Raw genomic sequence first — 12,515 nt, 5'->3', positions numbered from 1 at the left:
GCAGTTCGGCCGTCGGCCCAGCGACGCCGGGCGGTGTATTGGAAGCCCCGGTCGTTGACGGCATAATGGTCGCCGTGTTGCCACCTCGGCGTGCCCGCCACGATGGCGTAGTGCGTGGTTGTTCGATCGACCGGTATGGGTTCGTCGCTGTTTCATGCCACTGGCCCTGGCGGTTGGTGCATTTGCGAGGCAGCGCCGCAAAATTTCTTCGAGGTCTCCGTCGATGTTTCGTTTCAAGGCGTCGTGGCAGTCGTTGAGCGCTTTTCTGTTCGACCTGATTGCGGTTGCAGGCGCTTGGCTGACTGCGTACGTAGTTCGATTCAATGGAAGCGTCCCCGCCGACTTTCTCACGGGCGCGTTCGATGCGCTCGCATGGGTGCTGCCGATCTACGGGTTGATGTTCCATTGTTTCGGCCTGTACCGCGGGTTGTGGGTCTTCGCGAGCCTTCCCGACCTTCTGCGCATCTCGAAAGCCGTTATCGGCGGCGGACTGATCGTGATGATCGGTGCCGTCATGCTGCAGCCGACGCCCATCATTCCCCGTTCCGCCCTTGTTCTGTCGCCGGTGCTCCTGTTCCTGGCGATGGGGGGCGCGCGCGCGCTGTATCGCGCGAGCAAGGAGTTCTATCTGTACGGCGGGCTCGTCGGCAAAGGCAAGCCGGTGCTCGTGCTCGGTGCGGGGACGGCGGGTGCCAGCCTCGCGCGCGAACTGTCCCGCTCCGGCGAGTGGCGGCTTGTCGGCCTGCTCGACGACGATCCGGCCAAGCGAGGGCGCGAAATTTACGGCTACAAGGTGCTGGGCGCGATCGGCGAGTTGAATCACTGGGCGGAGTTCACCAAGGCGGAGCACGCGATCATTGCGCTGCCTTCCACGCCGGTTGAAGTGCAGCGCCGGGTTGCCACGCAGTGCGTGCGCGCCGGCGTGAAGGCGATGGTGCTGCCGGCGCTGACTGCGCTGATGCCGGGGCAGGGCTTTCTGTCGCAGGTTCGGAATATCGACCTCGAAGACCTGCTCGGTCGCGATGCGGTGACGATCGACACGCCGCACGTCGAGGCGTTGCTGCATGGCAGGGTCGTGATGGTGACGGGGGCGGGTGGCTCGATCGGTTCGGAATTGTGCCGGCAGATCCTGCGTTTCTCGCCGGCGCAACTGATTGCGTTCGACCTGTCCGAGTATGCGATGTATCGGCTGACGGAGGAATTGCGCGAGCGCTTTCCCGATCAGCAGGTCGTGCCGATCATCGGCGACGCGAAGGATTCGCTGCTGCTCGATCAGTTGATGTCGCGCTACGCACCGCACATCGTGTTCCATGCGGCCGCCTACAAGCACGTGCCGTTGATGGAGGAGCACAACGCGTGGCAGGCGTTGCGCAACAACGTGCTCGGAACGTATCGCGTCGCGCGTGCGGCGATTCGGCACGACGTGCGCCACTTCGTGCTGATATCGACGGACAAGGCCGTCAATCCGACCAATGTGATGGGCGCCAGCAAGCGCTTGGCCGAGATGGCGTGCCAGGCGCTTCAGCAGACGAGCCAGCGCACGCAGTTCGAAACCGTCCGGTTCGGCAACGTGCTCGGCAGCGCGGGTAGCGTGATCCCGAAGTTTCAGCAGCAGATCTCGAAGGGCGGCCCGGTGACGGTGACGCACCCGGAGATCACGCGCTTATTCATGACGATTCCGGAAGCGTCGCAACTTGTGCTGCAGGCATCGAGCATGGGGCGCGGCGGCGAGATATTCATCCTCGACATGGGGCAGCCGGTGAAGATCGTGGATCTTGCCCGTGACCTGATTCGTCTTTACGGCTTCTCCGAAGAGCAGATTCGCATCGAGTTCACCGGGCTGCGCCCGGGCGAAAAGCTCTACGAGGAACTGCTCGCGGACGACGAGACGACGACCCGCACGCCCCATCCGAAGCTGCGGATCGCGCGTGCGCGCGAGGTGCCGGACAACCTGCTCGACGAACTGCTGCCGTGGCTGATGCAGCATCGCGTCCTGAGCGATGACGAAGTGCGGCGCGATTTGCGGAGATGGGTGTCCGAATATCAGTCGTCCAGCGCGCCGGTCCTGCACAGCGTACCCGCTCGTGCTGCATCGCGGATTTGACGGGCGGGCCGGGGACGCATTGCGCCGGTAACGGCGAACCATTCATGACGACGCGATCTGCGCGCAACCCGGTGCAGGTCGCGTTTTTCGTTGCAGGGTGTCCGTTGCTCCGCTCGATCAGATGACGATGCGAAGCGGCTGGCGCCCGAACAGCGGAATCCAGCGCAGGAATGCAATGATCGCGAGCGCTGTACCGAATATGAGCAGCGTGGCCAGCAGCGGATCGATCAACGGCCATCCGGTCAGCTGCAGCAGTCCCAGGTGTTTCGCAAACGGATCGATCAGGAACGGATGCAATCCGTAGATGCCGAGCGTGCATCCGGATACGGTATTCAGCAGCGCCGACGATTTCCCCGCATCCACACCCATGAACGCATGGAACAGGCCGCATGCCGCGATCACGACGAGTGGCGACAGGTAGAGCTGGAAGAACGGGTTGGGCACTCCGTGGAGATGTGATTCCCAAATGGTGGCGAGCACGGTGGCCACCACGGATACTGCGAAGAGCGCCAATCCGGTGGCGACATTCCCCTTGCGTTCCGCAAGACAGGCACCGAGAACCAGGAAGCCTGCATACATGCCATAGTAGGACGGATCGTAGACGCTCCCGGTCCCCCACTTGGCGATCAGGTCATCTTCGCGCCCGGCCAGCAGTGCCTGCAAGGTAGGGTAAAGCGATGCAGTCACGAACCAGACGGCAAGCAGCCACACCCGCTCGGATTGCGATGCGCTTTGATAGAAGCGACGCATGGCCGGCACGACCAGGTAGATGCCGAAGATGACGTAGAAGAACCACAGATGAAACATGGTCGGGCCGGCGAGGATCGCCAGTATCCAGTTCCCGGTGTGCACGTTGTTGAAGCTGAGCCACCACAGATAGAACGTGGACCAGAAAACGAGCGGGGGAAGCACGCGCAGCACCCGCTTCGACAGGAACGTGCCGAGCGGCTCGGTTTTCCTGAGCAGGTTGGCGCCGGAAATCATGAAGAAAATCGGCACGCACGCGCGCGACAGCGATTCGTAGCAGTTCGATGCATTCCACGTGGCGCTGTACTTCACGAAGCTTTCGCTGGACACGTGCAGCAGCACGACCATGAAGCAGGCAACCACACGCAATGCGTCTACTCGTCTATCCATCCCGATAGTGTCTCCGTGCCCCTGAGTGTCGTTTCAGCGGGGCTTCATGTTAGGCGATGTCAGGTGTTCGTGGGATTGTGGAAATCCACCATTCAAATGTGCGTCGCAGTGCGGACGATCAGTGGGGCCGGTGCTTGCGCACCACCATCCAGCGCGGCGCACGAAAGCGCACGATGCTGAGATACAGCCACACGTACGTCAGCGCGAACAGCACGACGAACACGAACAGGTGCACCGTGTGCCGCCAGAACAGCGTTGCGGGGATCACTGCGACGAGGCACAGCAGCCACAGGTACGGCGACGTCAGCGAATTGCGGCGCGTCAGGTCGTGCGCGTGCTTCGTGCCGACGGCCCAGCGCATCAGCCGCTTGTACACGAGCATGTGCAGGTGCACGCCGTCCGGAATGCCGGGCGACATCCCGCGGATGAATTTCTTCCGGTAGATCGAGAAGCAGGTCTCGAAGATCGGGTACATGAACAGCAGTACCGGATACCACGCGGATACTTCGCGGTTGCGCATCACCAGCATGATCGCGAGTTCCGCGAGCATGAAGCCGATGAAATACGCGCCGCCGTCGCCGAGAAAGATCAGCCCGGCCGGGAAATTCCACAGGAAGAAGCCGAGCACGGCGCCCATCATGATGATCGACGCGGACATCACGACCGGGTCACCGACCTGGAACGCCACGTACGCGAGCGACGCGAACATCATGAAGCTGACCATCGATGCGAGCCCGTTGAAGCCGTCGATGATGTTGATCGCATTCGCGAGCGCCGCGACCGCGAGCACGGTGACGAACGCCGAAATGGCGACGTAGCCGAGCAGGAAATCGAGCGGCGGGACGCTGATGCGCGTGACCGCGATGTTCATCACCCAGAACGCGAGTGCGGCGGCGCCCATCGTGCAGAGCAGCCGCGCGCGCGGCGACACGCGCTTGGTCAGGTCCTCGACGAGGCCGGACAGGAAAGCCGGCAGCCCGCAGGCGACGATGCCGAGAATGCTGCCGGCGATCGTCGGATAGCGCTGCGTCAGCAGCAGCGCCGATGCGACGACGCCTGCGAGGATCCCGATGCCCCCGACCCGCGGCACGGGCCGCACGTGGAATTTCTGCACGCCGGCCAGATCGCTGTCGACCGAGAATTTCTCGTGAAGGTGCGCATAGCGCACGATGAACAGCGTGACGAGCAGAGAGACGATGAAGCCGGACGCGAAGCTGAGCATGGGATCGCTCGAAAAATGGACAGCGGATTATACAAAACCGCGCGGGTTCCCCTCCTGCCATCGCCAGTGGTCGGCACACATTTCTTCGATGCCGAGCGTCGCGCGCCAGCCGATGATGTCGGCCGCGGCCTGCGGGTTCGCGTAGCACTCGGCGATGTCGCCCGGGCGGCGCGCGACGAGTTCGTACGGCACCGGGCGGCCCGAGGCCTTCTCGAACGCGCGGACCACTTCCAGCACGCTGTAGCCCTGCCCGGTGCCGAGGTTCACGACGAAGCTCGCGTCGCGCTTGGCCAGCGCGTCGAGCGCGGCGATGTGTCCCTTTGCGAGATCGACGACGTGGATGTAGTCGCGCACGCCCGTGCCGTCCGGCGTCGGGTAGTCGGCGCCGAACACGCGCAGCTTCTCCAGCTTGCCGACCGCGACCTGCGCGACATACGGCATCAGGTTGTTCGGGATGCCGGCCGGGTCCTCGCCGATCAGCCCGCTCACGTGCGCGCCGACCGGATTGAAGTAGCGCAGCGTCGCGATGCGCCACGACGGGTCGGATACCTCGAGATCGCGCAGGATCTGTTCGGCGATCAGCTTCGACTGGCCGTACGGGTTCGTCGCCGACAGCGGGAACGATTCGTCGATCGGCGAGCGCTCGGGCACGCCGTACACGGTCGCGGACGAGCTGAACACGAACTGCTTCACGTTGCGCTCGCGCATGACCTTGAGCACGGCAAGCAGGCCGCCGATGTTGTTCTGGTAGTACTCGAGCGGCTTGGCGACCGATTCGCCGACGGCCTTCAGCGCCGCGAAGTGAATCGTGCCGGTGATCGGGTGTGCGTCGAACACCTTTGCGAGCGCGGCTTCGTCGCACACGTCGACCTGGTGAAACGCGGGCGTCTTGCCCGTGATCTGTTCGATGCGCCGTACCGACTCGGCCTTGCTGTTGACTAGGTTGTCGACGATCACGACATCGTAGCCGTTGCCGAGCAGCTCGACGGCCGTGTGCGAACCGATATAGCCCGCTCCGCCGGTGACGAGGATGGTGCCTTTAGCAGTCATTGCTGATGCGCTCCTTCAAAAGGTGATGCCGGTCAACGAGTGGATGGTCTGCCGGTAACGTTCGACGACCTGCTGCTCGTCGAATTCCGCCGTGACCTTCTGCCGGCCGCGCGCGCCCATCGCTTCGCGGCCGGCGGTTCCGAGTTCGATCATGCGGAGCAGTTGCTCCGCGAGGCTCGCGCTGTCACGCACGCGGCACAGGAAGCCGGTTTCGCCGTCGGCGACGACGTCGCGACAGCCCGGCACGTCGGTCGCGACGATCGGGCGGCCCATCGCCGACGCTTCCATCAGCGTGCGCGGCACGCCTTCGCGGTACGACGGCAGCACGACGCAGTCGGCCGCCGCGATGTGCGGGCGCACGTCGTGCGCCTCGCCGAGATACTCGACGACGCCTTCGCCGACCCACGTGTCGACATCGGCGCGACCGATCGCGCTCGGGTTGTCGACGCCGAGCGGCCCGAGCAACTGGAAGCGCGCGCGGGGGAAGCGGGCGCGCACGATGCGCGCGGCCTCCACGTATTCGCGCACGCCCTTGTCCCACAGCAGCCGGCCGATCAGGATGAAGACGGGTGCGTCGCCGGCGGGCAGCGGCACGGGCGCGAACTGTTCGAGATCGACGCCTTCGCCGTGCAGCAGCCGCGCGCGGTCGGGATGCGCGAGCAACTGTTCGTCGGTGAAGGTCGCGAGATCGTCGCGGTTCAGGAACCAGACTTCACGCGGGAAGCGGAACGCGAACCGGTACAGGCGCTTCGCGACCGCCGCCGCGCGGCTCTTCTGGATGAACACGTAACCGAGCCCCGTCGTCACCGCGATCGACGGCACGCGCGCGAGCCACGCGGCGACCGAGCCGTAGATATTCGGTTTGATCGTGTAATGGAACACGAGATCGGGCTTCAGCGCGCGGTAGTGGCGCACCAGCGCGGCGAGCGTGCCGAGATCCTCGCGCGGGCTCGTGCCTTTCGACGCGACCGCGAGCGCCACGTAGCGGCAGCCCATCTGCTCGAGCAGCGGCACCGTGCGGTCGTGCGGCGCGATCACGACGACCTCGGCGCCGCGCGCGACGAGCGCACGGATCAGCCCGTGGCGATACGTGTAGATCGCCCAGGCCGTGTTGCAGACGAGCGCGATGCGCAGCGGGGAGGTGGCGGACATGAAAAAAAGAAAAAATAAAGCGTCGAAAATGCCGAAAGGGCCGGATGCGCGCTACGCGGACGGCCGCGCGGCGAACAGCGTCTGCTTGATCCGCTGCAGCGTGCGGTACGGCGTCACGAAATGCAGCAGGTTCTTGGCGAGGCCGGCCCAGTCGTACGGGTTCAGCGCGTTGAAGTGGCTGAACAGCAGCTGCAGCGTCGATACGAGCTGACGTCGGCGCTTGGTCGCGCTGATCCCGCCCTCGTTAAGTTCGTAATAGAGGCCGAGTTCCGGCAGGTTCGCGCAATCGTAGCGTTGCATTAACCGTAAAAAAAGATCGAGATCCTCGGCCGCGCGGTATTTCTCGCGATAGTTGCCGACTTCGCGCACGGCATCGATGCGCAACATGACCGACGGATGCACGAGCGGCGAGCGCAGGAAGCGCGTGCGGCGCAGCGTGCGCGGATCGGCGGGCGGCGTCAGCATGAAGCGCGGTTCGCCGGCACGCGACACGACCTGCGTCCACATGCCGACGCAGGCCACGCGCGGGTGGGCGCCGAGAAACGCGCGCTCCTTCGCGAGGCGCTGCGGCGCGGCGAGGTCGCCCGCATCGATGCGCGCCGCATAGCGGAAGCCGCGCGCGGCGAGCGCGTCGATGCCGGCCGCGAGCGCGCGTTCGATGCCGCCGTTCTGCGGCATGCGCAGCACGTCGATCGCGAGGCCGGGCAGGTCGGGCGCGACGATCGGCGGCGTGCTGCCGTCGTCGACGATCAGCACGTGCACGGGCGCGTCCTCGCGAAACGACGCGAGGGTCCGGACGACGTCGTCGTGCCCGTTGTAGGCCGGCAGCAGCACGGCCACATCGTCGAGCGGGGTCGGGCAATCAGGGGACGTCATGGTCGCAGCTTGAAACGGATGTAATAAAAATTGACGGCCGCCGCCGCCAGGTAGCCGGCGGCCAGCCCGACGAGCGCGCCGTACAGCCCGAGCCGCGGGATCGCGAACAGGTTGACGAGCGCGGCGATCGCGAGCGCGAGCAGCCATTTCGACAGCAAGACGAATTTTGCTTGATATTTGAGAACGATAAGATTGCCTATCGCCTCGATGCCGGCCGGCACGGACAGCCAGACGGCCCAGCGGAAGATGTCGACCGATGCCTCGTAGCCGCGGCCGAACACCTTGCCGACGATCAGCGGGGCGGCTGCGTCGAGCACGAGCGCGCCGGCCGTCATCAGGCAGGCCGTCATCGCGATCAGCCGGACGATGTTGCGGCGCAGTCGCGCGACGTCCTGCACGCGGTAGACGAAAGCGGGCGCGATGGTTTGCGCGAGCATCAGCGCGAGCGTGATCCAGTTCTCGTTGAGCTGTTGCGCGGCCGAATAGCGGCCGAGATCGGCGAACGACACGTGGCGCTCGAGCATCAGGCGGTCGAGCTTCAGGAACAGGTACATGCAGATGAGGCCGAGCCAGAACACCGTGCCGGCCGTCGCAAAGTGCCTGAACAGCGGTTTGTCGAACGTCCAGCCGAGTGCGCCGCCGTTACGATGCCGGTAGTACAGCAGCAGCGCGAAGCCGATCGCGGCGGCCTCGAGCGCCCACAGCCACGCGAAGCGCGCGGGGCCGGCGGCTGCGCGGACCAGCAGCCACACGAGCAGCGCCTTCGCGAGCGCGGTGACCATGCTGGTGACGAGCTGCGGCTTGCTGTAGGTCATGCTCTGCAGCCACGCGTTGATCATGCCGACGAATGGCTCGCGGAACACCATGGTGACCGCCAGGCCCGCGAGCATTGCGCCGACCAGCGGATCGAAGGCGCCCGCGGCGATCGCGATCCAGGTCACGACGAGCGCGGCGACCGATACGACGATGCGCAGCGCGAACGCGCTGCCGAGCACCGCGCCGAGCTGGGCGGGCGGGCGCTGGACGATGGTCGGAACGAGGATTTCCGCGCCGCACACCCAGGTGAGCGGCGCCAGCACGAGGAGAAGCGTATTCGCATACTGCCATTTGCCGAACACGTCCGGCCCGAAATAACGGGCCAGAAGACCGCTGATCGCGATCGCGACGCCGATCTGCGTGAGCCGTTCAAGCCCCAGCCAGACGAGGTTCGCGACGGCTTTCGCGACGTCCGGGTTGCCGAATCGCTTCAGCATGCGCGGCGGCGGCGCGCGCAAAAGGCGGCCGGAGACTGCAGGTTGGCGGCGGCGGCGGGACGGCTGGGCATTAAAATGGGCGACATGCGCGTCGTCAAAACCCGCGATTATAAGTGGGATCGGGGTCGCTCCCGCCGTTCCGCCCGGTGTTCCGTTACCCGGCCTGTATCATGCGCGGCACCGGCTGGAGGCGGCCAGACAAGCCAGACATTTTCCATGCACGCAACTGAGAGAGAAGTGAATCGATGATCTCCCAATCCATCTTCAAGGCATATGACATTCGTGGCGTGGTCGGCAAGACACTCGACGTCGACACGGCGCGTGCGATCGGCCGGGCATTCGGCAGCGAAGTGCGTGCGCAGGGCGGCGACGCGGTCGTCGTCGCGCGCGACGGCCGCTTGTCCGGGCCCGATCTCGTCGGCGCACTCGCCGATGGCCTGCGTGCGGCAGGCGTCGACGTCGTCGACGTCGGCATGGTGCCCACGCCGGTCGGCTATTTTGCGGCGAGCGTGCCGCTGGCGCTGAAGGGCGGCGAGCGCCGCGTCGATTCGTGCATCGTCGTCACGGGCAGCCACAACCCGCCCGATTACAACGGTTTCAAGATGGTGCTGCGCGGCGCCGCGATCTACGGCGAGCAGATCCAGGCGCTGTACCGCCGCATCGTCGACGAACGCTTCGAGACGGGCAGCGGCACCTATGAGCAGCTCGACGTCGCGGATCAATACATCGCGCGCATCGTCGGCGACGTGAAGCTCGCCCGCCCGCTGAAGCTCGTCGTCGACGCCGGCAACGGCGTCGCCGGCCCGCTCGCGACGCGCCTGTTCAAGGCGCTCGGCTGCGAACTCGTCGAGCGCTTCACCGACATCGACGGCACGTTCCCGAACCACCACCCCGATCCCGCGCATCCGGAAAACCTGCAGGACGTGATCCAGGCGCTGAACGACACCGATGCCGAGCTCGGCTTCGCGTTCGACGGCGACGGCGACCGCCTCGGCGTCGTCACGAAGGACGGCCAGATCATCTATCCGGACCGCCAGCTGATGCTGTTCGCGGAAGAAGTGCTGTCGCGCAACCCGGGCGCGCTGATCATCTACGACGTGAAGTGCACGCGCAATCTCGCGCGCTGGGTGAAGTCCAAGGGCGGCGAGCCGCTGATGTGGAAGACGGGCCACTCGCTCGTGAAGGCGAAGCTGCGCGAGACGGGTGCGCCGCTCGCCGGCGAAATGAGCGGCCACGTGTTCTTCAAGGATCGCTGGTACGGCTTCGACGACGGCCTCTACACGGGCGCGCGCCTGCTCGAGATCCTCACGAAGACGGCCGATCCGAGCGCGCTGCTCAACGGGCTGCCCGATGCGATGAGCACGCCCGAGCTGCAGCTCTGGCTCGATGAAGGCGAAAACTTCCGCCTGATCGACAAGCTGCAGAAAGAGGCGAAGTTCGACGGCGCCGACGAAGTCGTGACGATCGACGGACTGCGCGTCGAGTACCCGGACGGCTTCGGCCTCGCGCGTTCGTCGAACACGACGCCGGTCGTCGTGATGCGTTTCGAGTCGGAGACGCAGGAAGGGCTCAAGCGTATCCAGGAGGACTTCCGCCGCGTGCTGACGGCCGCGAAGCCGGACGTCAAGCTGCCGTTCTGAGCGCCGGCGGCCTTCGGGCCGCCCACGGCGCGGCGGCCGGTTCACCGGCCGGGCCATCCCCGAAAAGCGGCGCATGCCACCGGCGTGCGCCGCTTTTTATCTGTCTGCTCCCCCGGGCGAGATAAAATCGCTCCTTTATGCTTGTCGCCGGCTGCCTGCCGGCGTTTTTTCAGCGTGCAAAAGATCCTGATCGTGCGCGTGTCGTCGCTGGGCGACGTCGTGCACAACATGCCGGTGATCGCCGATATCCGGCGCCGCCACCCCGATGCGCAGATCGACTGGCTCGTCGAGGAAAGTTTCGTCGACCTTGTGCGGCTCGTCGACGGCGTGCGCGACGTGCTGCCGTTCTCGCTGCGCCGCTGGCGCAAGAAGCCGTTCTCGGGCGCCACGTGGCGCGAGATCCGCGCGTTCCGCCGGCGCCTCGCGGCCGAGCAGTACGATCTCGTGATCGATTGCCAGGGGCTCATCAAGACGGCCTGGGTCGCAAGCTGGGCGCGCGGCCCGCTCGTCGGGCTCGGCAACCGCACCGACGGCGCCGGCTACGAATGGCCGGTGCGCTTCTTCTACCGCAAGCGCGTGCCGATCGCGCCGCGCACGCACGTCGTCGAGCGTTCGCGGCAACTCGTCGCGGCCGCGCTGGGCGACCCGGCGCCGACGCCGGCCGATCCGGTCGACTTCGGCCTCGACACGCGCGCGGCGACGCTCGCGGTGGCCGCGCTCGGCCTGAACCTGCCGGTGCCGTACGTGGTGTTCGTCCATGCGACGTCGCGTGCCGACAAGCAGTGGCCGGACGCCGCTTGGATCGAGCTCGGCCAGGCGCTCGTGCGGCGCGGTGCGTCGCTGGTGCTGCCGTGGGGCAACGACGCGGAGCGCGCGACGAGCGAGCGGCTCGCCCAGGCGTTCGGCGAGGCGGCGATCGTGCCGCCGAAGTTGTCGCTGCCGGCCGTGGTCGGTCTGATCGACGGCGCGGCGGCGACCGTCGGGGTTGATACAGGTCTGGTTCACATCGCGGCCGCGCTGAAGCGTCCGACGGTCGAACTGTACAATTTCGCGACGGCCTGGCGCACCGGCGGCTACTGGTCGCCGAACGTCGTCAATCTCGGCACGGCGGGGCAGCCCCCGTCGATCGCCCAGGTGAAGTCGACGCTCGCGGGCTTCGGTCTCCTGTAACGCCTGCCATACACGCGAACCGATCATGAGCGAATCCCAGATCATCGAAGTCTCGTCCGCCGACTGGAGCGGACACAACCTATCGGCGCCGCGCGAGCAACTGCTGGCCGCGGTCGAGGAAGGCAAGGTGCTGTATTTCCCGCACCTGCGCTTCGCGATCGAAGGCGGCGAGGAAGCGCTGCTCGATCCGGCGCTTGCCGACCCGAAACGCAAGAACATCAGCCTCGCGCCGAACGGCGGCGCGCTCGCCGGCGTGCTCGGCGACAGCGTCACGCAGTCGGCCGTGCGCGCGCTCGTCGCGCGCTTCCAGCAGCAGGCCGGCACGCTCGTCGACGGCCTCTTTCCCGAATACAGCGGCAAGCTGCGCGTCGCGCCGACGAGCCTGCGCCTGATGCAGGTCGAGACGCGCGAGACCTCGTGGCGCAAGGACGACAGCCGGCTGCACGTCGATGCGTTCCCGTCGCGGCCGAACTACGGCGAGCGCATCCTGCGCGTGTTCACGAACGTGAACCCGGCCGGCGTGCCGCGCGTGTGGCGCGTCGGCGAGCCGTTCGAGGACGTCGCGAAGCGCTTCCTGCCGCACATCCGGCCGCAGCTGCCGGGCGCCGCGTGGCTGCTGAACCTGCTGCACGTGACGAAGTCGCCGCGCAGCGCGTACGACCACCTGATGCTGAACCTGCACGACAGCATGAAGGCCGACCTCGACTACCAGAAGACAAGCCCGCAGGAGACGATGCCGTTTCCGCCGGGCTGCGTGTGGATATGTTTCTCGGATCAGACTTCGCACGCTGTGATGTCCGGCCAGTTCATGCTCGAGCAGACGTTCTTCCTGCCGGTCGACGCGATGGTCCGCCGCGAATGCGCGCCGCTCGGCATTCTCGAACGCCTGCAGGGCAGGGCGCTGGTTTGAG

General features: G+C 66.1%; 10 protein-coding genes. 4 read left to right on the top strand and 6 right to left on the bottom strand.

Annotation, left to right across the window (positions count from 1 at the left end):
* Window positions 1-223 precede the first annotated feature (223 nt).
* Complete coding sequence (locus BBJ41_RS07715) at window positions 224-2,104, top strand: nucleoside-diphosphate sugar epimerase/dehydratase (protein WP_069746011.1); 1,881 nt, start codon at window positions 224-226, stop codon at window positions 2,102-2,104.
* A gap of 117 nt (window positions 2,105-2,221) precedes the next feature.
* Here BBJ41_RS07715 and BBJ41_RS07710 read toward each other — a convergent pair whose 3' ends face one another.
* From BBJ41_RS07710 to BBJ41_RS07685, 6 genes are all read right to left on the bottom strand, one after another.
* Entirely contained in the window at window positions 2,222-3,199 is a 978-nt protein-coding gene (locus tag BBJ41_RS07710) for an acyltransferase (RefSeq protein WP_069746010.1), read from the bottom strand.
* Window positions 3,200-3,359: 160 nt separating this feature from the next.
* Window positions 3,360-4,463, bottom strand: coding sequence for an MraY family glycosyltransferase (locus tag BBJ41_RS07705; protein ID WP_069746009.1), 1,104 nt, complete (start codon window positions 4,461-4,463; stop codon window positions 3,360-3,362).
* Window positions 4,464-4,490: 27 nt separating this feature from the next.
* Entirely contained in the window at window positions 4,491-5,513 is a 1,023-nt protein-coding gene (gene galE, locus BBJ41_RS07700) for a UDP-glucose 4-epimerase GalE (protein ID WP_069746008.1), read from the bottom strand.
* A gap of 15 nt (window positions 5,514-5,528) precedes the next feature.
* Complete coding sequence (locus tag BBJ41_RS07695; protein WP_069746007.1) at window positions 5,529-6,665, bottom strand: glycosyltransferase family 4 protein; 1,137 nt, start codon at window positions 6,663-6,665, stop codon at window positions 5,529-5,531.
* Window positions 6,666-6,716: 51 nt separating this feature from the next.
* Window positions 6,717-7,541: a glycosyltransferase gene (locus BBJ41_RS07690; protein WP_069746006.1), complete on the bottom strand. Its 825-nt coding sequence runs from the start codon at window positions 7,539-7,541 to the stop codon at window positions 6,717-6,719.
* Window positions 7,538-8,794 (bottom strand): oligosaccharide flippase family protein, encoded by a 1,257-nt coding sequence (locus tag BBJ41_RS07685; protein WP_069746005.1) that lies wholly within the window; start codon window positions 8,792-8,794, stop codon window positions 7,538-7,540. Before BBJ41_RS07685 ends, BBJ41_RS07690 begins: the two co-directional genes overlap by 4 nt.
* A 245-nt stretch (window positions 8,795-9,039) precedes the next feature.
* Here BBJ41_RS07685 and BBJ41_RS07680 point away from each other — a divergent pair, with 245 nt between their 5' ends.
* The 3 genes from BBJ41_RS07680 to BBJ41_RS07670 all read left to right on the top strand — a co-directional run bounded on the left by BBJ41_RS07680 (window position 9,040) and on the right by BBJ41_RS07670 (window position 12,514).
* A complete protein-coding gene (locus BBJ41_RS07680) occupies window positions 9,040-10,434 on the top strand; it encodes a phosphomannomutase/phosphoglucomutase (RefSeq protein ID WP_069746004.1) in 1,395 nt (464 codons plus the stop codon).
* A gap of 174 nt (window positions 10,435-10,608) precedes the next feature.
* A complete protein-coding gene (gene waaC / locus BBJ41_RS07675) occupies window positions 10,609-11,604 on the top strand; it encodes a lipopolysaccharide heptosyltransferase I (protein WP_069747624.1) in 996 nt (331 codons plus the stop codon).
* 25 nt (window positions 11,605-11,629) lie between these two features.
* A complete protein-coding gene (locus tag BBJ41_RS07670) occupies window positions 11,630-12,514 on the top strand; it encodes a Kdo hydroxylase family protein (RefSeq protein ID WP_069746003.1) in 885 nt (294 codons plus the stop codon).
* Window position 12,515: the final 1 nt, after the last annotated feature.

The sequence above is a fragment of the Burkholderia stabilis genome (genome assembly GCF_001742165.1).
GTDB classification, from domain to species: Bacteria; Pseudomonadota; Gammaproteobacteria; order Burkholderiales; family Burkholderiaceae; genus Burkholderia; species Burkholderia stabilis.
The sequence above is the reverse complement of the archived record's forward strand: the minus strand, read 5'-3'. Positions and strand labels throughout refer to the sequence as shown.

Bases quoted from the DNA above. Each gene is read 5' to 3' on its own strand.
- BBJ41_RS07715 (WP_069746011.1), top strand. From the start codon at position 224: ATGTTTCGTTTCAAGGCGTCGTGGCAGTCGTTGAGCGCTTTTCTGTTC.
- BBJ41_RS07705 (WP_069746009.1), bottom strand. From the start codon at position 4,463: ATGCTCAGCTTCGCGTCCGGCTTCATCGTCTCTCTGCTCGTCACGCTG.
- BBJ41_RS07690 (WP_069746006.1), bottom strand. From the start codon at position 7,541: ATGACGTCCCCTGATTGCCCGACCCCGCTCGACGATGTGGCCGTGCTG.
- BBJ41_RS07685 (WP_069746005.1), bottom strand. From the start codon at position 8,794: ATGCTGAAGCGATTCGGCAACCCGGACGTCGCGAAAGCCGTCGCGAAC.
- galE (WP_069746008.1), bottom strand. From the start codon at position 5,513: ATGACTGCTAAAGGCACCATCCTCGTCACCGGCGGAGCGGGCTATATC.
- BBJ41_RS07670 (WP_069746003.1), top strand. From the start codon at position 11,630: ATGAGCGAATCCCAGATCATCGAAGTCTCGTCCGCCGACTGGAGCGGA.
- BBJ41_RS07680 (WP_069746004.1), top strand. From the start codon at position 9,040: ATGATCTCCCAATCCATCTTCAAGGCATATGACATTCGTGGCGTGGTC.
- BBJ41_RS07710 (WP_069746010.1), bottom strand. From the start codon at position 3,199: ATGGTCGTGCTGCTGCACGTGTCCAGCGAAAGCTTCGTGAAGTACAGC.
- BBJ41_RS07695 (WP_069746007.1), bottom strand. From the start codon at position 6,665: ATGTCCGCCACCTCCCCGCTGCGCATCGCGCTCGTCTGCAACACGGCC.